This window comes from Methylohalobius crimeensis 10Ki (genome assembly GCF_000421465.1).
Lineage (GTDB): Bacteria > Pseudomonadota > Gammaproteobacteria > Methylococcales > Methylothermaceae > Methylohalobius > Methylohalobius crimeensis.
The window spans coordinates 364,048-388,709 of the sequence record NZ_ATXB01000001.1 but is presented as its reverse complement, the minus strand read 5'-3'; the positions used below and the strand labels follow the sequence as shown (position 1 = coordinate 388,709).

Sequence of the window (24,662 nt, the reverse complement as noted above, 5' to 3'; positions counted from 1 at the left end):
TCAACTCACTTGAAGCTTGCCTTGGCTTTTTTCAACGCTTCCTGCAAGGCGTCGCCGGCCGAATCGATGCCCGAACGCAAATGTTCCCAGGCGGTTTCGCTGGACTGCTGCAGATCGGTCAGCTTGTGCCGGATTTCGTCCCGTTTCTTCCGCATGTGGGCAAGTTGTTCCTGGTATTCCTGCTTTAAGTCTTCTTTTCCCAGATTTGCCTGGACCTCGAGATGGTCGAGATCGGCATTCCATTCGTCCAACTGCGCCTTGAGTTTGGCCACGTATTCGTCACGTTTGCTCATGTCTACCTCCTCGTTCCACCTGCAATGGGGAATGCACGGAAGAATCACTATACCGCCGAGACCACCGGAATCCTAGCATTATTCTAGCGATAGACCCGAGCGGCCTGGCCTTTTAGAATGTCAATCCAAGTCACATGATCGAGGAGGCGAAAATGATGATCAAACGCATTTTGATATTGCCGATCTTCATCCTGATGACCGGTTGCGCCGCCCTTCCCGCTGCCATGTCTTCCTCTTCGACCTTCGGCATCAGCCTACCGCCGATCGGAGCGCAGCCTTCTTTCCAAACGCTGGCCGCCACCTCGGTAATGTTGAAAAAGCGCAACTATCGGATCGTGAGGGCCGATGCAATCGGTGAAAGCACGGGGTTCAGCCTTCTGGGGCTATTCAGCTTCCGGCAACCCATGTACACCGAAGCGATGTCGCGGCTTTACCAAAAAGCGGAAATCTCCGAGGGCAAGGCGTTTGCGGTCGTCAATGTCGCCCATCAACAAAGCTCGACTTACTTCATTCTTTTCTCTCTCCCCAAAATCACCATCCGCGCCGATGTGATCGAATTCGTCGATGGGGAGGCGAAAGAAGAGATGACCTCCGAGCCCCCGGAAGAACAGCCCCTGACGCCGGCGGAAAGTTTTTAAGCAAACTTGGACGGCCCACGCAAGGGCCGTCCATTCGACTACGGGTGCTACGACGAGCGCCGGGTTAGGGACCCGCTATGATCTGGCCGCGAATCTCGCCGGGAGGAAAGGCCTCCGTATGCACATTCGCGTAAGCATTACCCTCGCGTATCGCCTTGAGGACCTCGGCGAAATCGCCCTCGTCGAACCCTTGAGCACTCACGGCAACGACATCGGCGGCGGTCAGGCTACCCTGGACAGTTCCGCTATCTTCAGGGCAGGCAGGCGTGCCTGCCGGCCCGTTGCCCAGATTGGTGCAGAGAAACACGACGATGCCGCCGTTCGCTCCGGCTTGTCCGATATGGATGTGCGCCTGTTGCACGCTCGTCGGCAAGTCCCGATAAAAGAGGCTGTAGCTGAGGACCGTATCGCCGTCATCGACGGTGGCGGTAAATAGTCCGACGCCGCTGGACGAGACGGTAGGCACCTCGAAAGCCCCCTTGAGCCCGGCGAAGAAGCTTGTCTGGGCGCTTACCGGTGCGTTGAGGCTCAAACCTATTGCGGCAGCGGTCAGGATCGTCGGGAAGCGGATGGCCTTGGCGGCAACACCCGGTTGATTGAAGTGTCGGTATTTCATGATCCACCTCCTATGAGGTCGTGGACGCATGAAAATATTAACTCTCCTTCCACCCTCATGAAAGTATTTTGATCAATAAAAACCGCAAATAAATGAAAATTCAGATTTCTTAATGATTGAGGAGCATTGCACCGAATATTTTTACCCGCAAATTTAAATTTATTTTAAGGAAAATCGGGCAAGACCCATAAATCCACGTAATAAGCCTTCCGCCAAGCTCGCCACCACCAACCCTACCGTTAAGCCAATGAGAATGGCCGAAAAATCAAGCTTCACGGAATAAGAATAATTTTCCCAGACCTCGGTTCGTATATCTGAAATCGGATTGAAAAAAACCTGGCTCAATGCACTGAAATAACTTTCCCTGAAATCGGCGACGGCATTTTTCAGGATTAGATTTCTTCGATAAATCGAATCGATACTCTCCCCGCCGGCATAAAACACTCGATCCCCGTCACTTTTATAATGGGCGATCAGCTTCTCCAAATCTCCGCCGAAGTATCGATCCGCGTCGCGCTGAAATTCATCCAGATTTTGTTTGGATTCCCGAAAATGGGATTCCAGACTCCTTCCATACTGATCGACGAAACCGGGAATTTGCACGCCGATCAGCGTGCCGCCCAAAAACAGGATCAATCTCAAATAATCAACAATTACCGTCATTTTCGTCGAGGGTTTTTCTAAGGAGCTACGGCGGCTCTTTCCACTCGGCTCCTTTATCAGTCGTGTCATCAATCATCCGGGACACGACATCTCATACGCGCCAACTTAAGCGCATAAGGCATTGATTTTTAGGGGGAAGTGACGGCATGATCTCAGCTTTTTCAACGACCAAATTGAAGGAGCCGGAGATGTCGTCACTTCCGAACCGTGTTGATATCGCATTCGAGCAGTTTGTGCAAGCGTTGCCTGAAGACTATGAAGCGATGGCCTATGAATTCCGGGCCTTTGTCCGGGGGCGCAAGATCACCAGTCCCCTCCAGTTGCTGCAGGTGGTGATGCTGTATTGCGGAGTGGATCTGAGTCTGAGAGGGACGGCCGGCAGGGTGACGCTGCTGCAAGAACAGATCACCGACACGGCCGTCCATAAGCGGTTGAAGGCTTGTGGTCCGTGGCTGAAGGCGATGTGTCAGCACCTGCATGAAGCAGGCCAAGTTGGCCTGCCCCCGGGACATTTGCGGTTTTTGATCGCGGATGGCAGCACGGTTCAGGTGCCCGGCGCCTCCGGGATCAGTTATCGGCTGCATTTGGCCATTGACCTGGTGAAGTTGGAGCTGGTGACGGTCGAAGTCAGCGATGCTCATACGGGGGAAAGCCTGGATCATTTCCCTTTTCAATCCGGGGATGTGGTGGTCGTGGATCGTGGCTACAACCAGCCTTTGAGCCTGATCCGTGCGGGTGAGCATGGGGTGAGCGTGGTCTTGCGATACAACCCGCATGGCATGAACCTGTACGACGAATCCCTGCGCAAGGTGGACGTGTATGACTGGCTTCAGAACCGAAAGACCTGTCAGCGCCGGCCGGTCCGGGTGATCGATGCGAAACGAAAAGCGTACGTCGACATGACGCTGCATGCCTTGCCCCTGCCCCCGGCCGAGGCGGAAAAGGCCCGGCAGCGACTGAGACGCCAGGCAAAAAAAAGGCTATACACCGTCGAAAGCGGCCTTGTCCCTGGCCGGTTGGGTGCTGGTACTGACCCATCTGCCGCCGGAACTGCTCCCTACCGAAACCCTCGGCGAATTGTACCGGCTGCGCTGGCAGGTGGAACTGTATATCAAGCGCCTGAAAAGCCTGTTGGCGTGGGATCGGCTGCGGGCTCGACAGGGAAGCGAACTGGCCCGGGTGTATTTGTACGGCAAACTGCTCTATACCCTGGTGTTGGAACAATTGGCCGGCCAACGCTTTGGCCGGCAATGGACCTGTCTGGACCGGCCGCGCCAGGGAACCGGGTGGCGCCTGTGGCAACTGCTCAAACAAGCGATCGATACGGCCATTCAGGCGCCGTGGCATTGGCAAACGCAAAACTACGATCCGTGCCGGAAAGTCATGATGGAGCGACCACGGAAAAGGGCATTGCAGACGCTTCCGGGGCCGGTGATCGAATTATTGGCGCATTGCAGGAAACAAGGATTGAGCAATGCCTAATAAATCAGTCGGTTATGGCTTAAGTTGGCGCGTATGACACGACATCTACACCACATATCGGCTCCATCCACCATACTGGTTCTCGACCTTGCCGCGCGGGATGCTGAAAATGATCAATAAAAGACCTACCAGGACCCCCGCCCAATCGGCAATACGGCTTCCGCCATCGAAGAGCCAGGGAGCGGCCATGAGCGCGAGCCCGAGCAGCACATTGATGAAACGCGCCGGACGGGCGGCTTCTGCCAGGGCGGTAATGGAAACCGTGATCACCAAGGAACCGATGAGATGGTCGCTGTCCGCTTGCGCGCCTTGGGTCCCGAAGATGAGCCGGGTGCACATCAGCCACACGCCCAGAGCAGTGCTCAAAACCAAAGACCAGGGCAGATTGACACCGCCGCCGACCATGTCCTTGAGGAGCGCCCAAGGCGAAGCGGCGAATGTTTCGGGCTCCATTTGGCGGCCGCCTTCCATGGTGTCGCCCCGAAGGAATGCCAGGAGGACCGACTTGCCTTTGCGCTTGCGTTCCAGCAGGAATTGGCCCGCGGCAATCAGTTCATCCAAGGAATAGGGAATCTGGATGAGCATCGCCGCCGCCGCTACCAGGCAGAGCGTGCACCAGGTTCCGATGAGGATGGGTTGAATCACGATGAAAAAGATGCTGACGACACCCAGCGGGACGATCATCAGCCCGAACAAAACCACCAGCCAAGGCATGGTGCGCCATCGGGCACGGCCTCCGATGATGCCGGTCAGTATCTCCAGCATATAGGTCACTGCGCCGAGGCCGGCATCGGGGACGGGCCAAGCCTTGGATACTTCCGAGGTGATAATCGTTTCCGTTCCTGCGCCAAAAAAGGGATCCCAGGCGTGGTCGATGTGACCCAGTTGATAGGCCGCCAGGTAGCGGGAGATATAGAGCCCAATGAAAGCCAAGAAAATGATGGGAATGCGCTGCATCCACGAAGAAGGGGTATAGTCCCAACCGGGGGGGATATCAGGACCCGTCATCTTGGCAAGGATCCCGACGCCCGGCATCGGACGCACCAAGAAGGAGAAGCCGATCACCAACCCCCCCACCAAGGTGTCATTCAGGTAGGCCGTGGCATCCGGCGTCCAAAAGATTAAAGGGGCGAACAACAGCCACAGGCCCATGACCCCGTTGGCGAAACGCGCCCAGACCATGCGTCGCGAGATCGACAGCGCGGCGAACAAAAGGACCAGCGCGCCGCTGATCAGATCGTTGACCACCATGGTGGGATCATCGTAACCCGCAATCGGCGGGCCGGTGATGAGCCAGGTGCCCATCGCCATATTGATGAAATGCGCCCATAGATGCTGCCGGTGCTCCTCGCGCCAAGACGCATCGTATTTTTCCAGCAGATGATCCGGGGGCTCCGGCTGCGAAGCCAGGGTTTCCACCCAGTCGGGCGGCGTGATTTTGTTGCGCCGATACCAGTCCAAGGGATCGGCCTTGAAGTGCTCCACGATCACGGGCAAGACGTCTCGCAGAGAATGCCTGGGCTCCCAGTCCAGCAGCTTTCGAGCCCGACTGATGTCCAGTTCATAATGGTCATCCGCCAGATCTACCATGAACGGCTTGATGAAGGGTTTTTCGCCTTGGTCGACGGAATCCGGAATGAGCGGCTCCATCTGTTCCTGGAGGCGGGCACCGGTCTTGGCCAGCAGCTTGGGCAGAACCTCCGTCTCCCACATTTCGCCATGGATCAGGTAGCCGAGTTCGTTTTGCAAGGCCTCGTAGCCCATCGCCCCGGGCTCGCCTACGAGCAACTTGAGCGGATTAGGCAGCTCCTTGCGCCTGCGAACAAGACGAACGACGGCATCGGCCAGGTCGTCGATATGCAAAAAGGACTGGCCGTGAGAAATAGTCCCCGCGAATACGCGGCTGGTGAATTGACGTTCATAGATCCGCTGGATCTGATGCGACAGGGTGGGCGGTTGCAAACGGTCGGTATACACCCCCGCGATGCGCAGCAGCACATAGGGGATGGCGCCGTGTTCACGCTGCACGACTTCCTCGGTTGCGCGCTTCGACTGGGGATAGGCCCATTTGGGGCGCAGCGGCCAATCTTCCGTGATCGGGACTCCCGGTTCGGTGGGGGCATGCACCAGCATCGTGCTGGCATAGATGAACTGTTCGACCTGAAAATCCTGCAGCGCGTGGAGCAGGCGGCGGGTTCCCTTGACATTGATCTCTTCGTAGAGGGGATTGGGCTCGCCGGTGAAATCGTAATAGCCGGCCAGATGCACCACCGAGGCGATGCGCGTGCCATAGCGTTTCCGCACCTGAGCCATGGCCTCCTCGACCGCCGAATCCGAGGTCAGGTCGCAGGAAACCAAATCGGCCTTTTCTAAAGGTCCGGGAGCCAGGTCAAGACCGACAATGGTATAGTCCTCCGCTAGGGCTTGACTCAACACTTGGCCGAGGAATCCGCTCGCTCCCGTGATCAAGACCACGCCTTTTCCGTCGTGATTCGCGTTTCTGCCCGAGGGATTCTTGCTTTCTTCCCGCGAAGCGCGGTCGCCTTTTTGCGTCATGATCGCGCCCTCCTACCGTTTATTTCAGGCCGGGCTTCTGTTTCCTCAGTTCCCGCCCAACCAGCGCCAACATCTTGCCATAAAACACTTCCTTCTTAGCTCGACTTTCCCCATTATGCGGCATAGCACATTATCTCGATACAGCGGGTCAGTAATGGGTTGGGATTTTTTTCCACGTCGGTGGCTGGCGGCGACCTGGAAAAAAGGTGTGCACTCCACAGGTGACGGCGTACCAAGGCCAACGCATCGATAAAGGTCGGGTGAGTTTTGCGATACCAGGCAGCGGTACGCACCGGCATCGCCTGGTTGGCGACCAGCCGATCGGCCATGAGGGTGACCAGGGAGAACAAGCCGAGCAGGATGGGCGTGGTCCGGGCGATCGCCCGCCTTGACCTTTGGCGCTGCGTTTCCAGTCCCAAGTGGGCACGGGTTTCTTCGAAGGTGACCTCGACCTGCCAACGGCGGATAAACCACTGGACGATCTCTGTCGGCGCGGCCTTCGGATCCGTGCACAACAGCGCTTGGGCCTGGAAGCGCTGGAGCGGATCGCGGATCAGCACCCAACGGAGCGGTACGGGCGGTTTGCCCGCGTGGTACCACACCGCCGTGCCCGAGGCGATTTCCACCGGGCGGTCGGATTCGCCATACCACCGCGCAACGGTCAAGCGTTGCCAACGGGTCGCCGGGTCGGCGGCCACTTGCGCCAGCGTGGGGAGCCGTTTCCCTTTTTTGCGCGGTCGACCAGAGCGGCCCGGTCGCGGCGGCGGGGCCGGTTCGTACAACGCCGCATCCAACCGCAGCCGGGTCACGACACTGAACCGGTCCCCGGTCACAGCCGCCAATAGATCCAAGGCCGCAAAGCTCTGATCGGCGACCACCACGATCGAGCGGGTGGGCAACCAGCGCCGGACCATCCGCAAGAGCTGCCGGGCCCGCTCGGTCAAGGATCGATGCGCACGCCGATAGCGCCGATAGTAGCGCTCCGAGGGGCATAGCGAGGTCAGAAAAGGAAGCGCCCAAACCCGATGGGCCCAAGGGATCGGCACCAACAGCATCAGGCTCAACCAACGCAGGCCGCTGGCTTTCACAAAATGCCCTCGACTGGAGCGGACCGGGTCCCGGTAAATCCCCCGAGCACCAATCTGGCGGCCCCACCGTCGCTCAATCGTGTCATCCAATCCCATCACCAAAGGTCCTTGCCAGGCAAACGCCTGGATTAACAGCCCCAACAACAGGCGACTGCCGGCCGGCCCAGACCACCGCGCCCGGCTGAGCACCCGATGGTAATTCTTGAAATGAGGTGCCTCGCCGAGCCCCATCACCCGAAGCACTGCCGCCACCGTACGTCGACCAGGCGTGAGGATCGCACCTATCAGTAACACTTGCGCCCGTTGCCATACCCTTTTGCTGAACAGCGGTGCAAACACCTTTATAATCGACAAGACGTCGGGAGGTAATCCGCCCATCTGAAGAACCTCTTTTTGGTCGAAGATGATTCTTCATAGGTGGTTATCTCCCGGCCCTTATACAACCCCTCAAATGGGGAAAGTCGAGCTTAGGCCCCCGAAATTCCAATCCCCGAGAGAGACGGTGGCTATCGGAGCAGCAACAGCGGCTTTTTCATATGCAGCAACATTTTGGCGGTGAAGCTGCCGAGCAGCAATTCGCGAAATCGGGTATGGCTGAAAGCTCCCATGACGGTGAGATCGATGTCGTGGGTGGCCTGATAGTCACACAACTCTTGATCGGGTTTGCCGCGCAACTTTTGGGTAATCAACTCGATCCCGCCGGCCCGGGCGATCTTGTTCGAGGCCGACTCGAGCAGCGCGTCCGCCGTCCTTTCGTCCTTGTTGACGCAGACCAAATGGCAGGTGAGCCCTTTGTAAAGCGGGCTGGTGGCGACCATATCGACGGCCTTTTCGGCCGCATCGCTGCCATCGTAGGCCAGCATGATGCGCTGCGGCGCCGTGAAGGGGGCGTTGACCACCAAGATCGGCCGATGCAGGGAGCGAATGATGGTTTCCAGCTGCGCGCCCAATTGGCCCGGCCGGTTTTCGTGCGCCTCGCCGCGAACGCCCAGGACCAAAACGCGAATCTGATCCTCCAACTCGATCAGCGATTCGGTCAGACTGCCGTGGCGCTGACTGACGATGGGGTCCGCCACGCCCGCCTTCACCACCCGCTCCCGAGCCGCTTCCAGCATCAGCTTGCCCTTCTGGAGCATCAGCTTGCTGCGCTGCTGTTCCACCTCCGTCAACTCTTCCAACAGGTACTCCTGGCTGCCCAAACCAATCGCCCCGGATAAATCCGCCCGATCGGCGGTGTCGCGCCGCTCCAGGTTGTGCAGCAGCTTGAGCGGCACCTCCACCCGCTGCGCGATCCAGGCCGCGTAATCGCAAACCGCCGGCGTGAAAGCCGACCCGTCGATACAGGCCAGGACGACCGTTTCGGTGCATTGCATCAGTGTCCCCCCATGATCTTTTCGATTTCCTCCGGTTTATCGTGCACGCCGAATCGGTCGATGATGGTGGCCGTCGCTTCGTTCATCCCGATCAGCTCCACGTCGGCCCCTTCCCGCCGGAATTTGATGACCACCTTATCCAGCGCACTGACCGCGGTTATATCCCAGAAGTGCGCCCGGTGTAAATCGATGACCACCTTCTCCACCGCCTCCTTGAAGTCGAAGGAAGCGGTGAATTTGGTCGCCGAATTGAAGAAGACCTGACCCACCACCTGATAGGTTCTCGCGTTGACGGCCTCGTCGAATTCCGAATCCACGTACATGAAGTGACTGATTTTGTTGGCGAAAAACAGCGACGCCAGCAACACGCCGACGAACACCCCCAATGCCAGATTGTGGGTCCAGACCACGACGATGACGGTGGTCACCATCACCACGTTGGTGGACAAGGGATGTTTTTTTAGATCGCGAATCGAGCTCCAGCTGAAGGTACCGATGGAGACCATGATCATCACCGCCACCAGGGCCGCCATGGGAATATACGACAGCCATCGCCCCAGAAACACCACCAGAATCAGCAGAAACACCCCGGCCATCAGGGTGGAAAGGCGCCCGCGCCCGCCCGATTTGATATTGATCACCGACTGGCCGATCATCGCGCAGCCGGCCATGCCGCCGAGGAGTCCCGCACCGATATTGGCCACCCCCTGGCCCTTGCATTCGCGGTTTTTGTCGCTGCCGGTATCGGTCAGATCGTCGATGATGGTGGCGGTCATGAGTGACTCCAGGATGCCCACCACCGCCAGCGCCGCCGAATAGGGAAAGATGATCCGCAGGGTTTCCCAAGACAACGGCACCTGCGGCCAAAGAAAGACCGGCAAGGTGTCGGGCAACTCCCCCATGTCGCCGACGGTGCGGATATCCAGTTCCAAATAGGCCGAAACGGCGGTCATGGCGAGGATGCAGACCAAAGGCGAAGGCAAGCTTTTCCCGATCACGGGCAGGTAGGGAAAAAGATAAATGATCGCCAACCCGCCCGCGGTGACGGCATAGACGTGCCAGGAGACGTCGGTCAATTCGGGCACTTGAGCCATGAAAATCAGGATCGCCAAGGCATTGACGAAACCGGTCACCACCGAGCGCGAGACGAAACTCATCAGATTGCCGAGCTTCAAATAGCCGGCGACGATTTGCAAAACGCCCGTCAGCAGGGTGGCCGCCAGAAGGTAGGACAGTCCGTGCTCCTTGACCAGGGTCACCATGAGCAGTGCCATCGCCCCGGTGGCGGCGGAGATCATGCCGGGCCGGCCGCCCACGAAGGCGGTTATGACCGCGATGCAGAACGATGCGTAGAGCCCGACCTTGGGATCGACGCCGGCGATGATGGAAAAGGCGATCGCTTCGGGAATCAGCGCCAGGGCGACGACGGTGCCGGCGAGCACGTCGCCGCGAATGTTTCCGATCCAATCTTGTTTTTTCGATAAAAGGAGCATGTTTTTCCTGTCAATGGATGAACACCGGATGCAAACGAGACACAACCCACGCTTCCCGCGCCATATCCTGCAGCATAAAGAGGCAAATACCGACGCGTCGATTCAGGCAAGTAATCTAAGAGGCTGCTTACAAGGCTATCTCAAAGGGGGGCAGGGCCCGGCGGCTTGCCCTACTTCGGCGCAGTTCGGGGCGGCTTGGTCAACAATCTCTAAAGTGCGCCGGGATAAATAAACCGCTTAAGGCCGTGCATGGAATAATGCATACGGTCTGCCAACGTCAGATAAGTCTGCCCCGAGAAGGCGGGAAGCTCTTGCGGGTGCCGGATGTCACAAAACCCCGCACCACTAACATCAATTATTATTCGCATCTCCTTGCGTCTCCTATTCTCCCTGCTTCCAACTTAAAAATCCACTTATGAAACAAAAGGTTGCCTGAAAGGAAACGAACCTTCCACAGGGTTTGCATCCTTATTTAACCGCTTGCCCGAGCATGAGCCGAGGCCAGGGTTTTGCGCAGTTCGGTTTCACATGCCTGCAGTTGGACCATCGCCTCGCTGCGCATTTTCTTGCCCTGATCGGCGATCTGAAGACTTTCTTCGATGGTCGCGATCAACGTCTCATTGGCTTTCTTGATGGTTTCGATATCGAAGACGCCGCGCTCCAACTGCTTGCGGGTTTCGGCATTGGCCTGCTTCAGGTTCTCGGCGTTGGCGGCCAACAGCTCGTTGGTCAGATCGGTGGCGGCTTTCACCGTTTCCGCCGCCTGGGAAGAGCGGTAAATGGTCACCGCCGTGGCCAACTGCTGGCGCCACAGAGGCACCGTATTGACGATGGTGGAGTTGATTTTGTTGACCAGCCCCTTGTCGTTTTCCTGCACCAGGCGAATCCCGGGCAGGCTTTGCATGGAAACTTGCCGAGTCAGCCGCAGATCATAAACCCGGCGCTCCAGATCGTCTCGGGCGGCGCGCAGATCGCGCAAGTTTTGCGCTTCAACGACCTCGGCACTGGTTTCGGCCTTTTCTGCCAGTTCCGGAATGATCGTCTCGTCCAATTTCTTCAGTTTCTCTTCGCCGGCGGCGATATAATCCTCCAGGGTGTGAAAATATTCCAGATTGGCCTGATAAAGCCGATCCAGCGAGGTGATATCGGTCAGCAGTTGGGTTTTATGCTGTTCCAGCTTGTCGATGATCCCGTCGATCTGCTTGCGCACCGCTTCGTATTTCTGCAGAAACTTGACCACCGGCTTGGCCTTGCCCAGCAAACGATCGAAAAAACCTGGTTTCTTATTGGGGTCCAGTTCGTCCACGTCGAATCCTCGAATCGTCGCCACCATTTCGTTGAGATCTTCGCCGGCCGGCCCCACATCCTTGTTTTTGACCCCGTCCAGCATCCGGTCGGAAATGGTGGTCAATTGCTCTTGGGCCTTGCTGCCGAAGAAGATGATCGAATGCGTGTCGTGCATGTCGATTTCATTCATCAACTGTCGAATATTGTCCCGCCGCTCGTCCGGGGCTTGGTCGAAAGGCAGGACCTCCTTTTCCACCCCCGGCACGATTTCCTTGAATACTTGGCTCCCCGGAATGTCACTGGTTTCCGGTTTCGTCGGATCTGTCCGCTGTTCGCTCATACCTGACTCCGCTTGGTTTTCTCGCATCAAAGGATGCCTTCACGTTTGAGTTGGGTATTCAACACTTCGATTTGCACATCCAAATCGAATACGTCGTCTTCCAGCAATTTCTGCTTTTGTTCCCGAAACACCGATTCGATGCTGATCAGCACGTTGCGAAAATTTTGCTCCAATTCGCCCGACTGGGTGTGCTCGTGGGTCCGGGCGTAGCCTTCGGTCACCTGCCGGGCGCCGTCCAGATAGACGGTGAGAAATTTGCGCGCCCGGCGGATATCGCGGGGATCGGCTTCAATTTCCGCCAGGATGTCGTCGGCGACGGTGCAAATCCGCTCGATGCGCCGATTCAATTCGGGGTTTCGGATTCGATCGTTGGCCTGCTCGATGTTTCGGATGATGCGGCCCGATTCCTCCAGGGTCTGTAAAATCTCATCGCCGGAATAGCCATGGGCGCCGACGATCTGTTTCGGACGCCGCGGATCGAAGCCATAGCTCAAATACATACCCAGCAACGCGCCGCCGGCGAACAGGGACGCCACCAGGGGAGGCCGCCCGGCGCCGAGCCAGACGATCATGCCGGTGGCGGTGGCGGCAATCAGCGCCGCCGTCAGTTTCAACGGCCAGCGGGGGGGACGGGCGATGCGACGCCGGTCGTAGAGCGCTTCCGCCTTCAGTCCTCGGCGGACACACCAAGCCGCCAGCATATAGCCGGCAAAGCCCGAGGCGTTGACGATCACCGCCGTCACGTCACCTTTCGCCAGAGCGATGACCGTCGCCGGAATCAAGGCCACCGGCAGAAAATACAGCAGCAAACCGCGGGGAGAGTAGCGTTGCAGGGTATCGGCAACGGATCGCTTGGAAATCCCGAAGCGGGGAAGCTTGAATCCGCTGAAATCGGGCAATTGATTCAAACCGCGTCCACGCTTTTGTTGAGACGATCGGCGGAAAAACCGGCCTTGACGGGCTGCGCCTTGACCATCGACTGACAGGTCGCCAGCCCCACCGTGGCCACCAATAAGATAAATCCCAGCAATCGACGCAGGATCAAGGGCATAGCTTACCCACTTCGCGGCAATTTATAGAAATGAAGTACCTCCACCTCCTACCGCGGATATTAACACGATTTTTTCCTTTCCAAGCATAGCCTCGTGGCGTCAAGCCGAAGCGAACGGGGCATTCGGACATTTTGTTCGCGCTACACCGTTCAGTTTTCGTTCAAGACATGCGCGATAAATTGGCATCGTCCTTCGACGAAACGTCAAAAACGCGCATCGAGATGTCCAACAATGACCCTGACTATCGGGAGAGAACAATGAACAAAACCATTTCAATCGCTGGTTTGGCTACGGTGTTCGTACTGCTGTTTGCAACGCCGGTATTGGCGTTCGGCGACCACGGGCACGGCAGGGGATACGGCAAACATCGTCCCGCCAAACACGTCATCCATCATCGACCCCAGGTCCGCCATCGGACCGTCGTGGTACATAATTATTACAATGATTATCGGCCGCGGCGCCATGATTACCGCCATCGGCCTCGGGACCGCCGCCGGACCAGGGTCGCCTATCGTCGTTATGACGATCGCGGATCGCGTCGCAACAATTATCGTCGTAACGGCGGACAGTCCACCCTCCCCGTCTTGATCGGCGGCGCCGTGGGCGGGGTTCTGGGCTATGAATTAAGCCGCGGGAACGCGGTTACCACCGGCGTGGGCGCGACAGCCGGTGCCGTGATCGGCCAGGTAATCGGGCGTTGAGCCGCTTGCGGCATGATATTTTCTTACCGCTCAATGGAAAGCATCGGAGTCAGGTTGAATCTATTCCCCCTGAATATCGGAATATTTAACCTGATCCCGCTCCTGGGCACAGTAGCGGCCCCCACTGCCCTGCCAATCCGATGATAGACGCCATTATTTCATTTTTAGTGGCTTGTTGCTCTGGATGGAGTGGTCTTTTTTCTTCTGATCACCGGTAGGAAAAAGTGATCTTCAAGATACAAGCCTAAAATCGTGATCGGAATGAAAGTTAACAAAAGCATAGTGGCGAATTCCGCGTTGTAACCCACCAATAGCGCGGTAATGAATAATAAGATACCCAGCGAGTAAAACTTCCACCCCAAATAAACACCCGAAAGAAAAGTGGAGAGCGCTAATATGACGTGGATTGCCAGCCCGGCGCCGGTATCATCGACTTGACCGTTTTTCAATAAAAAAAAGATCACTACCACGGCCATTGCGGTACCCCCCCAATGCGTTGTCTGCAGGGTCGCTAGACGGCTCAGGGACCCCCCCTGATTGACAACGCGCGATGTTTCCAAAAACACAGCGCTGAATCCTAAAATAGGCACCATGCTCAGCCAATAAATGTAGCTTAGACGCGGAAAGCTGGAGCTGATCACATCGCCGATCAAGACAAGAAAAACGAGGCCCACGAAGGTAACCTGCTTAAGATAGGAAAACCTCAACACCTGGTTGACATTGGGGTTTTCCAGAATCCTTTCCTCAATTACCTCTTCCACCTCCCCGGTGATGGCTGCGATTTTTTCTTTCATATCTCACCTCAGATTCATTTGGCGCTCTCTGCCAAATTAACACGTATTTATCGATGTGATCCAGGTTGAGATCCTAATGCTGCGGCACAATTCAGCCAGCATGTGCGCTTGCCTTCTACCGTCATTGCGTTATCTACTCGGCAAAACAATTTCGTGATAAAGTCAATTCTGGTCATGTGAGCTGTCCTCCTGCCAGAGAGTTTTGCATCAACCTCAACCAGTCATATCACGCGTGATTTCGCGCTAGCATTATTGGTTCATATGTCGAATAGGGATTCCATTTTGAATTTATGATCTTCCGGGAGCGGGATTATGTGTCAAATGAGCTGTCATTCATCGGGTTTCTCCGAGCGCGGACATCCGGCAGGGATGCACATCTGCTATTTGTATAATCATGAAAATGAGCGGCGGCATACCATTGCGCAATTTATCCAAAGCGGACTGCTGGCCGGAGAGAAGATAGGCTACCTCGCGGATATTCCCCAGACGATTAAAATGGACACGTATCTCTCTCGACTCGGAATGACGCCTCCCGACAATCTTAAACCGGAACAATGGGTCCTGGCCCAGACGGAGACAACCTATTGCCCGGATGGCACCTTCCAGCCGGAGCGCATGATTGATCATTGGCGATCTTTCTATATCCAGGCGCAACAGGAAAGCTTTGCCGGAGTCCGCGTGACCGGAGAAACCAACTGGCTAGGCAAAAAATTGCCCGGCATCGAGCGCTGGATTGAATACGAAGCGATGCTCAACGATCTGGTGGACGAACTGCCCTTCCAGAGAATCCTTTGCCAATACGACGTGAACAAAATGGACGGCGCCATGCTTTTCGAGGTACTGAGTGTTCATCCGATGATGATCGTAGCCGGCCAAATCGTGCATAATCCCTACTTTCAACAGTCTAAAACATCGTAAGCGATTTCGCGCTCAGGGATCTGCTTACGCCATACGCTTTCTTCCATGGCGCAATTGTTTTGATTACACCGCTTGTCCATGACGGCTGCTCGATGTAAAGCCGAGGTTCTCGGCAAATTATTCGTGATTCCGGGGACCCTGTGCGTACTTCCCGACCAGGAATCCATTGTGGATTTCGCCGCCAACGCAATCAACCGGACCGTGCCCGGCCTTGCTACGGTCTATTTCTGTCTCGATTGCACCGTCAGCCCAAACGCTTCCCGGCCTATCCCCGATTATGCCGGCCGCGCCACCCTGTCGAACAATTCGACCCACGGCAACCAACCGGATGCGCTGGATCAAGCCGACATGCGTCATCTGCCGCTGCGCACCGCCTCGAAGCTATACGGCTTCATGGCGTACTCGGTCCATAACCTTGAGGCGTTTTTGCCTTACGAGCCTTATCTCGCGAACCTTGCCAATATCGTGGCAACGGAACTGGAAAGGCGTTCGTTGGAGCAGACGAGGCAAATCGTCCAGGAACAGCTTCATCAAGTATTGCAGGAACTCGAATCGGAGGTCCAGGACCGCACGGCCGAGCTGGCCCGGCGCAATGCCGAGCTCGAGCAAGAAATCCAATCTCGCAATAGCTTGGAACAAGCGCTGAGACTCAGCGAGGAGCGCTACCGATCTTTGGCCATTGCCACGACTCAAATCGTATGGACCACCGACTCGAAAGGCGAAATCGTCGAGGACATCCCCAGTTGGCGCCTATTCACGGGGCAAAAAGAAGGGGAAATTAAAGGCGATGGCTGGCTCCATGCCGTGCATCCGGAAGACCGCGGAAGCGTCCTGGCAAATTGGCGGCAAGCCGTGGCGACCGGCTCGATCTTGGAAACGGAATATCGCCTGCATCGGCACGATGGGGAATATCGGCATGTCGCCGCTCGCGGCGTGCCGGTATTAGAAGCCGATGGAACGATCCGGGAATGGATAGGCACCTGCACCGACATCACCGAACGCAAGCTGGCGGAAGAAGCGCGCCGGAAATCCCATGAAGAGCTGGAACTTCACGTACGGAAGCGGACTTCGGAACTGGCCCGCACGAACGAAGCGCTGTGCGGCGAAATTGCCGAAAGAAAGCGTATGGAACAAGCATTACGCGAAAACGATCGCCACAAGGACGAGTTTCTGGCCATGCTCGCTCACGAACTGCGCAACCCGCTCGCCCCCATCCGCCATGCGCTGCAAGTATTAAAAAAACATGACCCAAAAGACCCTGCGCTGGAATGGGGACATAGCTTAATCGACCGGCAAGTCACGCATCTCGCGCGGCTGCTCGACGACCTGCTCGACGTGGCGCGCATCATCCAGGACAAGATCCGCTTAAAAATAGAACGTTGCGATTTGTCCGAGATCATCGCACGCGCCGTCGAAGACACCTTGCCCTTGATCGAGGCTCGAAGGCATCGCTTCGTTCTTTCCGTGCCGGACGAACCGCATTGGCTGAAAGGCGATGCGACGCGGCTGGAACAGGTCGTGACCAATCTGCTGAACAATGCCGCCAAATATACCGAGGAAGGCGGCAAAATCACACTCAGCGTCAGAAGGGCCGGCAACGACGCGGTGATACGCGTTGAAGACACCGGTATCGGCATCGCCCCGGACCTGCTGGCCCGGGTCTTCGATCTTTTCGCCCAGGCCGACCGTTCTTTGGCTCATGCCCAAGGAGGACTGGGACTCGGCCTGACGCTGGTCCGTCGACTGGTCGAGAAACACAACGGCACGGTCACGGCCGAAAGCGCAGGCATCGGCCAAGGCAGTGCATTTACGGTACGGCTGCCGCTCTTGCCGGCTGATCGCCCCGCCGACGAATCCCTCCCCGCGCCCGGACCGGACTCTCCGGCTTCGCCGGCCTCCAAGCTTCGCGTCCTGGTCGTGGACGACTACGCCGACGCCGCTGAAAGCCTGGCGATGCTGTTGCGAATAGAAGGATATGAAGTCAAAACAGCCCAAAGCGGCATACAAGCGATCGAACTGGCTCGAGTTTTTCGACCCCGGATCATAGTGCTCGACATCGGCCTTCCCGATCTGGACGGTTATGAGGTCTCCAATCGGTTGCGCAAACTGCCGGAAACGCGGGAGGCGACGTTGATCGCCTTGACCGGTTACGGGCGCACCGAAGACCGAATCCGCTCACAGGACGCCGGATTCGACCATCACTTGCTCAAACCGGTTGACTTCGAAACGTTATCGGAGTTGCTGTCCCGGACTTAACGCGTCCCTTAAATATTCGGGGTCCAGAGTCTGAGGTATCCCCAGATCGCAAAATGTTGGATGGTAGCCCCTTATGCCCAAGACTTGACCCCATTATTCCGATATGATCCCATTACCCCGTCTCGCTAAAAAGCACGTTAGAATTTCGATTCCCGGCACCCATTGAAAAGGGTCGATCAGAAGACATTGACCAAGGTACGCGAACTACGCAAGAGGTGAAAAGCACCATATCCTACCCGGGGGCAGTCATCGTCAATTAAAGTATCCGTCGGAGGAATCCATGATTCACCAAGTACCCGAAGTAACTTTCAAGACCCGGATTCGTGACGAATCCATCGGTGGCGACAACCCTTTCCGGTGGCAAGACGTTACCCCTAGTGACATCTTCAAGGGAAAAAACGTGGTCCTGTTTAGTTTGCCCGGCGCCTTCACGCCCGTTTGCTCTAGCAACCATCTCCCCGGTTATGAGGCAAAATATGACGCGCTGAAAGCTAAGGGTATCGACGAAATTTATTGCCTCAGTGTCAACGATGCTTTCACCATGTTTCAGTGGTCGAAACATTTAGCAGTCGAAAAAGTAAAAATGCTCCCTGACGGCAACGGTGATTTCACCCGATTAATGGGAATGCTGGTCAGGAAGCAAAATCTTGGATTTGGCCTTCGTTCGTGGCGCTATTCCATGCATGTGGTCGACAGCGAAATCAAGCAAATGTTTATTGAACCCGGTCTGATGGACAACTGCCCGGAAGATCCTTTTGAAGTCAGCGATGCTGACACCATGCTGAATTATCTCAGCCAATAACTGGTACAACGATGCTAGGAGAATGAGGTTAGGAACAGCGACGCCGATGATGTAATATTCGGGGCCCGCTTATTAGGTGGCGTAAGGAGGGCGGGCTAAGTCGGGTAGCAGGGAGGCGTTACCGCGCTCCCCGCCCCCTAAGAACCGTACGTGCGGGTTTCCCCGCATACGGCTCAAGCCTCTGCAAAGCCCCTTATGACAGGAGCCGGCAGTCCTCTTTCGACCCGGTTGTGGTACTGCCGATGGCAGTTCGGATGAAGGAGCACCAGGTTGGATTGTATGTCCCTGCCGCCATCGCATCTGTGTTGGATGTGATGCCGGTTCCATCCGGTTTCCTTGGTGATTGGTTCACCGCAGACCGCACACCTTCCTTCCTGGGCAAGCCAAAGGTTCAGCAGTTTTCCCCAGCCCTTGAGGTCGTCCTTCGCTTTCAGGTCGAGCCTTCTCTCGAAGTATTCCTCAAATTTCGGGTCGTAGGGGTTCGCTTCACCCTTGATCTTGACGTGGCGGCGGATCGGCGTGTCACTGGCTTTGACCAGTTTCATCAACTTTTCCTCGCCGTTTTTGTCCTTCACCTTGGCTCCGAACACCCAATTCCGGTTTCCTTGCCGGTGGAAATACCGGTCCTTGATCCATTTCTTGGGTTTGTTCGGATGCCTCCGGCAGCACCAGCGCCAAAGCTGTTTCCAGATGACGTAATCTACCTTCTGGAAGGTTTCTTTCGCCACCTGGTTTTGGTGATAGTTCGCCCACCCCCGGATTACCGGGTTCAGGCGTCCTATCAGATTTTCCTGCTTCGCCTGGCGGTTGGCTTTGATGAATTCCCGGATTTTGCGCCGAAGCGCCTGGACGTTCTTTTTCGCAGGTTTGATGAGCAATTTGCCCCCATACTTGCGAACGTTCCATCCGAGAAAGTCAAAGCCCTCCTCGATATGCACGATCTTGGTTTTCTCGGGAGACAAGAAAAGCCCCCTTTCCTTTAGAAAACCTTCGATCACGGATTTCGCCTCTACGAGCGTCTCTTTCGAAGCGCCGGTGACGACGAAATCGTCACAATATCGCACCAGATAGACTTTAGCGGGGTTGGAATATACACTTCCATTTGTGGTGAGGCGTTTTATTCCAAAATGCCGCTCCAACTCCTTTTCCATCCCGTCCAAAGTCATGTTCGCCAGCGTCGGCGAGAGGATACCGCCTTGCGGCGTGCCCGCCTCGGTTGGGAACCATTGGTGATTCCAGACGAAGCCGGAATCCAGCCATTTCCGTAGAACCGCCTTGTCCATGGGGATGTTGGCGGCCATCCAGTCGTGGCCGATGTTGTCGAAGCAACCGGCGATGTCCGCGTCCAGAACCCATTGAGCCGATTGGCGTTTTCCCAATGCTATAAAGCATTGTTCCGCCGCATCTCGGCTCGCCCGCATGGGCCGAAACCCGTACGAGTTCGGGTCCGCCAAGGTTTCTTCGATGGGTTCCAAAGCTTGCAGGTATATCGCCTGCATTGCCCGGTCCCGCATGGTCGGAATCCCCAGTGGGCGCTTCTTCCCGTTCGCTTTCGGGATAAGCACTCGCCTCAAGGGTCGGGGTCGGTAGCCCCTTCTCTTGAGCGACAATACCGCTTTGGCTTTGTCCGCCGGGGTGTTCCAGGTTTCCCGGTCCACGCCCGGCGTCCGTTTGCCCTGGTTTTCGGTCACCCGTTTCACGGCAAGGGCCTTGCCGGAGAACGAGTGGGTCAGGAGCCATTGCAAGGCTTTCACCTTGCCCCGGCGTTCTTCCCGGACCGCCTTTGCAATACGCATTTGCAGCCTTCGGACTTCCCGATGGGCCTTGGCCCAGTCGATGCCGTGCCAGTCCATCTCGAAGCCGGAGGCCGCACCAGTTGCAATGTCAACCGTCATTTGCTTGTCCTCCTGTGAATGGCTCTGCAAACTCTCTTGCAAGGAGAGACCCGCCGGAAGTCTGCCCGCTTTCGCGTGGGATGATGTCGGGTTTCCCCTCAATCCCTATCCATCCCATTACAGGACGGCGTTCGCTTTTTCGGCTTCCCTTACCCGCATCTTCAACAACCTTCCTTACGGTCGGCCTGCCCCGAAGGGCGGAGATACGGGCTTACCGTGTTTCGCGTAAGTGACTTCGGAAGGTTAGGCGCTGGCTTTTTCCCGGTAGGCATTTGTCCCCGCTTGGTGAGGGTGTAACACCAAGACCGCCTTCTCGCCTTTTGGCTCAAGCCTGTTCAGCATCTTTGGCTTGTCTAAGGTGACGGGATTTATCACCAGTTCGCATACGCTCGCCCTACTTCCGAGCCTAGCCCCCCACCGCGCGATGCTCGCAGTTCCGCCTTGCCCTCGCGGGTTCGGCTTCATCCCTTGCGGGATTGGGGTACATTGTCGAGGCGGCTTCGGACGGAACGGTTGCCCCTTCCGCCCGCGCCTCTTGGCTACTACTGGAGGAACAGTAGGTTGTGTCATGGGATTAATTCCAAGCACAACAATCACTTACGCGACTTCACGTCGCACACACCCGTCCTTGCCCGATTGTGCATTATTTGTAATGGCTCCATAGCCGCAATACCTTGACAACCCTACCCTCTTCTAGCACTTGGTATACTGTCCGATGCTGTATATTGATACGCCTCGAATAGGCCCCTGCAAGATCACCGACCAGCTTTTCGAAAGGGGGCGGCCTCTGAAACGGGTCTTCCGCAAGGATGGCCAACAAATCCTGCGTTTTTGGTTTCAAGCCGCTTGAAGCCAGCTTCTTGGCGTCCTTTTGTGCTTGCTTCGTATAAACCAGCCGCCAACTCACCAATCCAAATCCTCGGCGCACTCGTCAGTAGACGTCTCCATACCTTCCCGGATCGATTCGCGCATACCAGGGATAGATAGCAGAAACAGCGTTTCTTGAATCGCCTCCCAGTCCTCCTCGGAAATCAGCACCGCCTTATTCCGCTTCCCCGATATCAGCAACGGCTGATGCGAGGATGCGGCCTCGTCGATCAGTCGATACAGGTTAGCGCGGGCTTTGCTGGCTGTAATTGCAGTCATGACACACCTCCAATAGTCTACCTGAAAAACATGGTACGCTTTTTGGTACGTACGTCAAGAAGCACGTCTTGCCCGCATAACGCCGAAAGAATATTCTTGAAACATAAATATTACTCTGACCCCGAATATTCACCGAATATTTCTGACCCCGAATATTCAAATAGGGGCCGGGGGCTAAACACCCCCGGCTACCCGATTATGCATTGTTTTTATCCCCTGCTTGCAACCGCTCATAAACTTCATGCAGCAGGTGCTCCCCCGCCACGCGTCGAAAATCGTCATCGTTCATCAGGCGGCCGAAGATTTCCTCATTGCCATCCATGCGCTCGATGAACAGGTTCTCCAGCATCCGGTTGAAGACGTAGGCGAAATTATCGCGGGTGTTGGCCTGGGCGGCTTCGCGCAAGGTGTCGTTCTCGACGGCACTCTCGGCGATTTGGTCGAAGAAGAGCTGGTCGGCGGGGGTGAATTCGGTGCCGAAGCGTTCGTTGAGCTTGCCGATCAGGGTGGAGAGCTCCACTTCGTCGTCCTCGGCCTTGCCGGTGCCGACCTCGGTAGGCCCGTACAGGGGCTGCGCCTCACCCACGCCCAGGTCGATGGCGCCCTCGCTGATCTTCTGCAGTCGGTAATACTTCAGCGAGACTTCATCTTCCAGTTCGAACACCGTGTCATCAGAACGCCGGGGCAGCTTGTGCAGCAGGAAGCGCGCGTAGCTGTAGAGTTTTTCCAGGCCGCTGTCCTGGTAGGGGATAATCTGGGCGAGAAAGGCGTAGAGGTTACGAAAGCTGGCGAGTTGACCCTTGAACTGATCCTGTTCATCCTCGTCCAGCGCCCGATAGCGCTCCACGGCGTGATCGAGAATGGCGTTGATCTTCCGATGATCCGCTGCGGTGGGTTCATTGCGGTTCTTGTACCAGATCTCGGCAAAGGCGTTGACCTCGTCGGCGGTAAAGACCTGGTGCTCTTCCAGCCGGTGTTGCAGGTCGTAGAGCTGGTGCGGGTCGCTGGGCTCCCCGGCCGGGGTGACTTCGTAGTAGGGCTTGAAGGCCTCAAAGATCTCACCCGGCTCGTTGACGAAGTCGAGCACAAAGGTGTCTTCCTTGCCGGGGGCGGTCCGGTTGAGGCGGGATAGGGTCTGCACCGCCTGGATGCCCGCCAGTCGGCGGTCCACGTACATGGTGTGCAGCAGCGGCTGGTCAAAGCCCGTCTGGTACTTCTCCGCCACCAGCAGCACCTGGTAGTGCTCGGAGGCGAACCGCTCGGGCAGCTCCGACTCCTTGATGCCCTCGTTCATGCCGACTTCCGTGTAGGACTGATCGGGGAAGTCCGGATCGGTGACGCTGCCGGAGAAGGCCACCAGCGAACGGATGCCGGTGATATCGTGGTCCTGGATGTACTTGTCGAAGGCCTGCTTGTAGCGCACCGCGTGCAGGCGTGAGGCGGTCACCACCATCGCCTTGGCCCGGCCACCGATGCGGTGGCACGTGTTGTGGCGGAAGTGCTCGATGATCACCTCCACCTTCTGGGCGATGTTGTGTGGGTGCAGCGACATGAAGCGCGCCAGCGCCCGGGCGGCCTTGCGCTTCGGCACCTGAGGGTCGTCCTCGATGGACTTGATCAGGCCGTAGTAGGTCTTGTAGGTGGTGTAGTTTTCCAGCACATCCATGATAAAGCCTTCCTCGATGGCCTGGCGCATGGAGTAGAGATGAAACGGCGGCTGGCCGTCCGGGCCGGGCTCGTTGAACACCGCCTGGGTCTTGAACTTGGGTGTGGCGGTGAAGGCGAAGAAGCTGATATTGGGCTGACGCGGGCGCTTGAGCATCTCCTTGAACAGTTCCCGGCGCGCCGCCTCGGACAGCGCTTCCTCTTCCGCGTCCAGGAACTCTTCGGCGATGGCCGATTCGATGCCGTCGCGGTTGAGCACCTTGCGCAGCTCCATGGCCGTCTCGCCGGACTGGGAGCTGTGGGCCTCGTCCACGATCACCGCGAAGCGCTTGCCGCCGGTATTGAGCGCCACTTCCTCGCCCTTCTTCGCCAGGGTGTCCATGGCCTGGGTGATGAAGGGGAACTTCTGGATGGTGGAGATGACGATGGGCACCCCGGAGCCGAGCGCCTGGGCGAGCTGCTGGGTGTTCTCGTCGATCTTCTGCACCACCCCCTGCTTGTGCTCGAACTGGTAGATGGTGTTCTGCAACTGCTGGTCCAGCACCCGGCGATCGGTGATCACCACCACGGTATCGAAGACCTTGTTGTCCTCGCGGTCGTGCAGGCTGGAGAGGCGATGGGCCAGCCAGGCGATGGAGTTGGACTTGCCCGAACCCGCCGAATGCTGCACCAGATAGTTGTGCCCCGGCCCCTGGGCACGGGCGGAGTCGATCAGCCGGCGCACCGCGTCGAGCTGGTGGTAGCGGGGGAAGATCAGGGTCTCCTTCCGGCGACGCTTGACGCCCTTTTTGGTGGTGATCTGGCTCTCGCTCACCTCCAGATGCAGGAAGCGGGCGAGGATGTCCATTAGGCTGTCGCGGGTCAGTACCTGCTGCCACAGGTAGCCGGTGCGATAACCGCTGGCCCCTTGCCCTGAAGCAGTGACGGGCGGATTGCCGGCGCCATGGTTGTGGCCGCGGTTGAAGGGCAGAAAGCGGGTGTCCTCCCCGGCCAGGCGGGTGGTCATGAAGGCCTGGTCCGGGTCCACCGCGAAATGCACCAGCGCCCGCTCCTTGAAGCGGAAGATGGGCTCCGCCGGGTCGCGGTCGCGCCGGTACTGACCCATGGCGTCGTCCACCGTCTGCCCGGTCATGGGGTTCTTCAGCTCCAGCGTCACCACCGGCAGGCCGTTCACCGACAGCACCATGTCCAGCGACTTGTTCGGGTGCTTGTCGCTGAAGTGCAGCTGCCGGGTCACGCGCAGCCGGTTGTGGCCGTAGGCCGCGGCGGCCTCCGGGTTCAGGCCGGTATTGGGCGCGAAAAACGCCAGCCGGAAGATCTTGCCGAAGCACTTGAAACCGTGGCGCAGCACATGCAGCGCGTTCTTGGAGGCCAGCTCCTTGACCAGCGCCCCCAGCAGCACCTCGCCCGCCTGGTCGCCGTGCAGCTTCACCAGCGATTGCCAGCGCTCCGGCTGGCTGGCGGAGACAAAGGCGATGACCTCATCCGGGAACAGCGCCCGCACCGGATCGAAACCACTGGCATCGCCGCGTTCGAAGCCGCCCCGCTCGATCAGCGACTGCTCCATGGCCTGTTCGAAGTAGGTTTCCTGGTGCATGGCTTTC

The 24,662-nt window shown here is 57.3% G+C and carries 22 protein-coding genes; 6 read left to right on the top strand and 16 right to left on the bottom strand.

Annotated features, from left to right (window positions below):
- Positions 1-5: 5 nt before the first annotated feature.
- Positions 6-293, bottom strand: a complete 288-nt coding sequence (locus H035_RS0102095; RefSeq protein WP_022947359.1) for a sll1863 family stress response protein — start codon at positions 291-293, stop codon at positions 6-8.
- 152 nt (positions 294-445) lie between these two features.
- Here H035_RS0102095 and H035_RS17785 point away from each other — a divergent pair, with 152 nt between their 5' ends.
- Entirely contained in the window at positions 446-931 is a 486-nt protein-coding gene (locus tag H035_RS17785; RefSeq protein WP_022947358.1) for a DUF6567 family protein, read from the top strand.
- 64 nt (positions 932-995) lie between these two features.
- Here the strand turns inward: H035_RS17785 and H035_RS17780 are convergent, their stop codons facing one another.
- The 3 genes from H035_RS17780 to H035_RS21910 all read right to left on the bottom strand — a co-directional run bounded on the left by H035_RS17780 (position 996) and on the right by H035_RS21910 (position 3,121).
- Entirely contained in the window at positions 996-1,547 is a 552-nt protein-coding gene (locus H035_RS17780; protein WP_022947357.1) for a CHRD domain-containing protein, read from the bottom strand.
- Between the two features lie 159 nt (positions 1,548-1,706).
- Positions 1,707-2,279: a DUF2937 family protein gene (locus H035_RS17775; RefSeq protein ID WP_084684793.1), complete on the bottom strand. Its 573-nt coding sequence runs from the start codon at positions 2,277-2,279 to the stop codon at positions 1,707-1,709.
- A gap of 125 nt (positions 2,280-2,404) precedes the next feature.
- Complete coding sequence (locus H035_RS21910) at positions 2,405-3,121, bottom strand: hypothetical protein (protein WP_040574317.1); 717 nt, start codon at positions 3,119-3,121, stop codon at positions 2,405-2,407.
- A 91-nt stretch (positions 3,122-3,212) separates the two neighbouring features.
- Here H035_RS21910 and H035_RS20635 point away from each other — a divergent pair, with 91 nt between their 5' ends.
- Positions 3,213-3,692 carry a transposase gene (locus H035_RS20635; protein ID WP_051149721.1) on the top strand — a complete coding sequence of 160 codons (480 nt, stop codon included), beginning with the start codon at positions 3,213-3,215 and terminating at the stop codon, positions 3,690-3,692.
- Positions 3,693-3,737: 45 nt separating this feature from the next.
- Here H035_RS20635 and H035_RS0102070 read toward each other — a convergent pair whose 3' ends face one another.
- From H035_RS0102070 to H035_RS22125, 7 genes are all read right to left on the bottom strand, one after another.
- Entirely contained in the window at positions 3,738-6,248 is a 2,511-nt protein-coding gene (locus H035_RS0102070) for an NAD-dependent epimerase/dehydratase family protein (protein ID WP_022947355.1), read from the bottom strand.
- Positions 6,249-6,361: 113 nt separating this feature from the next.
- Positions 6,362-7,714: an IS701 family transposase gene (locus H035_RS0102060; RefSeq protein WP_026596168.1), complete on the bottom strand. Its 1,353-nt coding sequence runs from the start codon at positions 7,712-7,714 to the stop codon at positions 6,362-6,364.
- Between the two features lie 128 nt (positions 7,715-7,842).
- Positions 7,843-8,709, bottom strand: a complete 867-nt coding sequence (locus H035_RS0102055; RefSeq protein ID WP_022947352.1) for a universal stress protein — start codon at positions 8,707-8,709, stop codon at positions 7,843-7,845.
- Positions 8,709-10,202 carry a SulP family inorganic anion transporter gene (locus H035_RS0102050; RefSeq protein WP_022947351.1) on the bottom strand — a complete coding sequence of 498 codons (1,494 nt, stop codon included), beginning with the start codon at positions 10,200-10,202 and terminating at the stop codon, positions 8,709-8,711. Before H035_RS0102050 ends, H035_RS0102055 begins: the two co-directional genes overlap by 1 nt.
- A 472-nt stretch (positions 10,203-10,674) precedes the next feature.
- Positions 10,675-11,829: a toxic anion resistance protein gene (locus tag H035_RS0102040; protein ID WP_022947349.1), complete on the bottom strand. Its 1,155-nt coding sequence runs from the start codon at positions 11,827-11,829 to the stop codon at positions 10,675-10,677.
- A gap of 26 nt (positions 11,830-11,855) precedes the next feature.
- Positions 11,856-12,737, bottom strand: a complete 882-nt coding sequence (locus H035_RS0102035) for a 5-bromo-4-chloroindolyl phosphate hydrolysis family protein (RefSeq protein WP_022947348.1) — start codon at positions 12,735-12,737, stop codon at positions 11,856-11,858.
- A complete protein-coding gene (locus tag H035_RS22125; RefSeq protein WP_022947347.1) occupies positions 12,734-12,880 on the bottom strand; it encodes a hypothetical protein in 147 nt (48 codons plus the stop codon). The genes H035_RS0102035 and H035_RS22125 overlap by 4 nt, the downstream gene beginning before the upstream one ends.
- A 258-nt stretch (positions 12,881-13,138) precedes the next feature.
- On the opposite strand from H035_RS22125, the gene H035_RS17760 reads away from it, so the two are divergent.
- A complete protein-coding gene (locus tag H035_RS17760; RefSeq protein WP_022947346.1) occupies positions 13,139-13,582 on the top strand; it encodes a hypothetical protein in 444 nt (147 codons plus the stop codon).
- Between the two features lie 164 nt (positions 13,583-13,746).
- Here the strand turns inward: H035_RS17760 and H035_RS20630 are convergent, their stop codons facing one another.
- A complete protein-coding gene (locus tag H035_RS20630; protein WP_022947345.1) occupies positions 13,747-14,376 on the bottom strand; it encodes a hypothetical protein in 630 nt (209 codons plus the stop codon).
- Between the two features lie 321 nt (positions 14,377-14,697).
- Between H035_RS20630 and H035_RS0102015 the strand changes: the two genes are divergently transcribed.
- From H035_RS0102015 to H035_RS0102005, 3 genes are all read left to right on the top strand, one after another.
- Positions 14,698-15,294, top strand: coding sequence for an MEDS domain-containing protein (locus tag H035_RS0102015; RefSeq protein WP_161623989.1), 597 nt, complete (start codon positions 14,698-14,700; stop codon positions 15,292-15,294).
- A 78-nt stretch (positions 15,295-15,372) separates the two neighbouring features.
- A complete protein-coding gene (locus H035_RS20625) occupies positions 15,373-17,550 on the top strand; it encodes a hybrid sensor histidine kinase/response regulator (protein WP_022947343.1) in 2,178 nt (725 codons plus the stop codon).
- A gap of 280 nt (positions 17,551-17,830) precedes the next feature.
- Entirely contained in the window at positions 17,831-18,352 is a 522-nt protein-coding gene (locus H035_RS0102005) for a peroxiredoxin (RefSeq protein ID WP_022947342.1), read from the top strand.
- Between the two features lie 173 nt (positions 18,353-18,525).
- On the opposite strand, the gene ltrA is transcribed toward H035_RS0102005, so the two are convergent.
- The 4 genes from ltrA to H035_RS0101980 form a co-directional block, all read right to left on the bottom strand.
- A complete protein-coding gene (ltrA, locus tag H035_RS17745; protein ID WP_022947341.1) occupies positions 18,526-20,247 on the bottom strand; it encodes a group II intron reverse transcriptase/maturase in 1,722 nt (573 codons plus the stop codon).
- 643 nt (positions 20,248-20,890) lie between these two features.
- Entirely contained in the window at positions 20,891-21,154 is a 264-nt protein-coding gene (locus H035_RS0101990) for a Txe/YoeB family addiction module toxin (RefSeq protein ID WP_026596164.1), read from the bottom strand.
- Positions 21,151-21,393, bottom strand: a complete 243-nt coding sequence (locus H035_RS0101985; RefSeq protein ID WP_022947338.1) for a type II toxin-antitoxin system Phd/YefM family antitoxin — start codon at positions 21,391-21,393, stop codon at positions 21,151-21,153. Before H035_RS0101985 ends, H035_RS0101990 begins: the two co-directional genes overlap by 4 nt.
- A gap of 196 nt (positions 21,394-21,589) precedes the next feature.
- Complete coding sequence (locus H035_RS0101980) at positions 21,590-24,655, bottom strand: type I restriction endonuclease subunit R (protein WP_022947337.1); 3,066 nt, start codon at positions 24,653-24,655, stop codon at positions 21,590-21,592.
- Positions 24,656-24,662 lie beyond the last annotated feature (7 nt).

Coding starts and splice junctions, on each gene's coding strand:
- H035_RS0102095 (WP_022947359.1), bottom strand. CDS start 293: ATGAGCAAACGTGACGAATACGTGGCCAAACTCAAGGCGCAGTTGGAC.
- H035_RS17785 (WP_022947358.1), top strand. CDS start 446: ATGATGATCAAACGCATTTTGATATTGCCGATCTTCATCCTGATGACC.
- H035_RS17780 (WP_022947357.1), bottom strand. CDS start 1,547: ATGAAATACCGACACTTCAATCAACCGGGTGTTGCCGCCAAGGCCATC.
- H035_RS17775 (WP_084684793.1), bottom strand. CDS start 2,279: ATGACACGACTGATAAAGGAGCCGAGTGGAAAGAGCCGCCGTAGCTCC.
- H035_RS21910 (WP_040574317.1), bottom strand. CDS start 3,121: ATGCAGCGTCATGTCGACGTACGCTTTTCGTTTCGCATCGATCACCCG.
- H035_RS0102070 (WP_022947355.1), bottom strand. CDS start 6,248: ATGACGCAAAAAGGCGACCGCGCTTCGCGGGAAGAAAGCAAGAATCCC.
- H035_RS0102060 (WP_026596168.1), bottom strand. CDS start 7,714: ATGGGCGGATTACCTCCCGACGTCTTGTCGATTATAAAGGTGTTTGCA.
- H035_RS0102055 (WP_022947352.1), bottom strand. CDS start 8,709: ATGCAATGCACCGAAACGGTCGTCCTGGCCTGTATCGACGGGTCGGCT.
- H035_RS0102050 (WP_022947351.1), bottom strand. CDS start 10,202: ATGCTCCTTTTATCGAAAAAACAAGATTGGATCGGAAACATTCGCGGC.
- H035_RS0102040 (WP_022947349.1), bottom strand. CDS start 11,829: ATGAGCGAACAGCGGACAGATCCGACGAAACCGGAAACCAGTGACATT.
- H035_RS22125 (WP_022947347.1), bottom strand. CDS start 12,880: ATGCCCTTGATCCTGCGTCGATTGCTGGGATTTATCTTATTGGTGGCC.
- H035_RS17760 (WP_022947346.1), top strand. CDS start 13,139: ATGAACAAAACCATTTCAATCGCTGGTTTGGCTACGGTGTTCGTACTG.
- H035_RS20630 (WP_022947345.1), bottom strand. CDS start 14,376: ATGAAAGAAAAAATCGCAGCCATCACCGGGGAGGTGGAAGAGGTAATT.
- H035_RS0102015 (WP_161623989.1), top strand. CDS start 14,698: ATGAGCTGTCATTCATCGGGTTTCTCCGAGCGCGGACATCCGGCAGGG.
- H035_RS20625 (WP_022947343.1), top strand. CDS start 15,373: ATGACGGCTGCTCGATGTAAAGCCGAGGTTCTCGGCAAATTATTCGTG.
- H035_RS0102005 (WP_022947342.1), top strand. CDS start 17,831: ATGATTCACCAAGTACCCGAAGTAACTTTCAAGACCCGGATTCGTGAC.
- ltrA (WP_022947341.1), bottom strand. CDS start 20,247: ATGACGGTTGACATTGCAACTGGTGCGGCCTCCGGCTTCGAGATGGAC.
- H035_RS0101985 (WP_022947338.1), bottom strand. CDS start 21,393: ATGACTGCAATTACAGCCAGCAAAGCCCGCGCTAACCTGTATCGACTG.
- H035_RS0101980 (WP_022947337.1), bottom strand. CDS start 24,655: ATGCACCAGGAAACCTACTTCGAACAGGCCATGGAGCAGTCGCTGATC.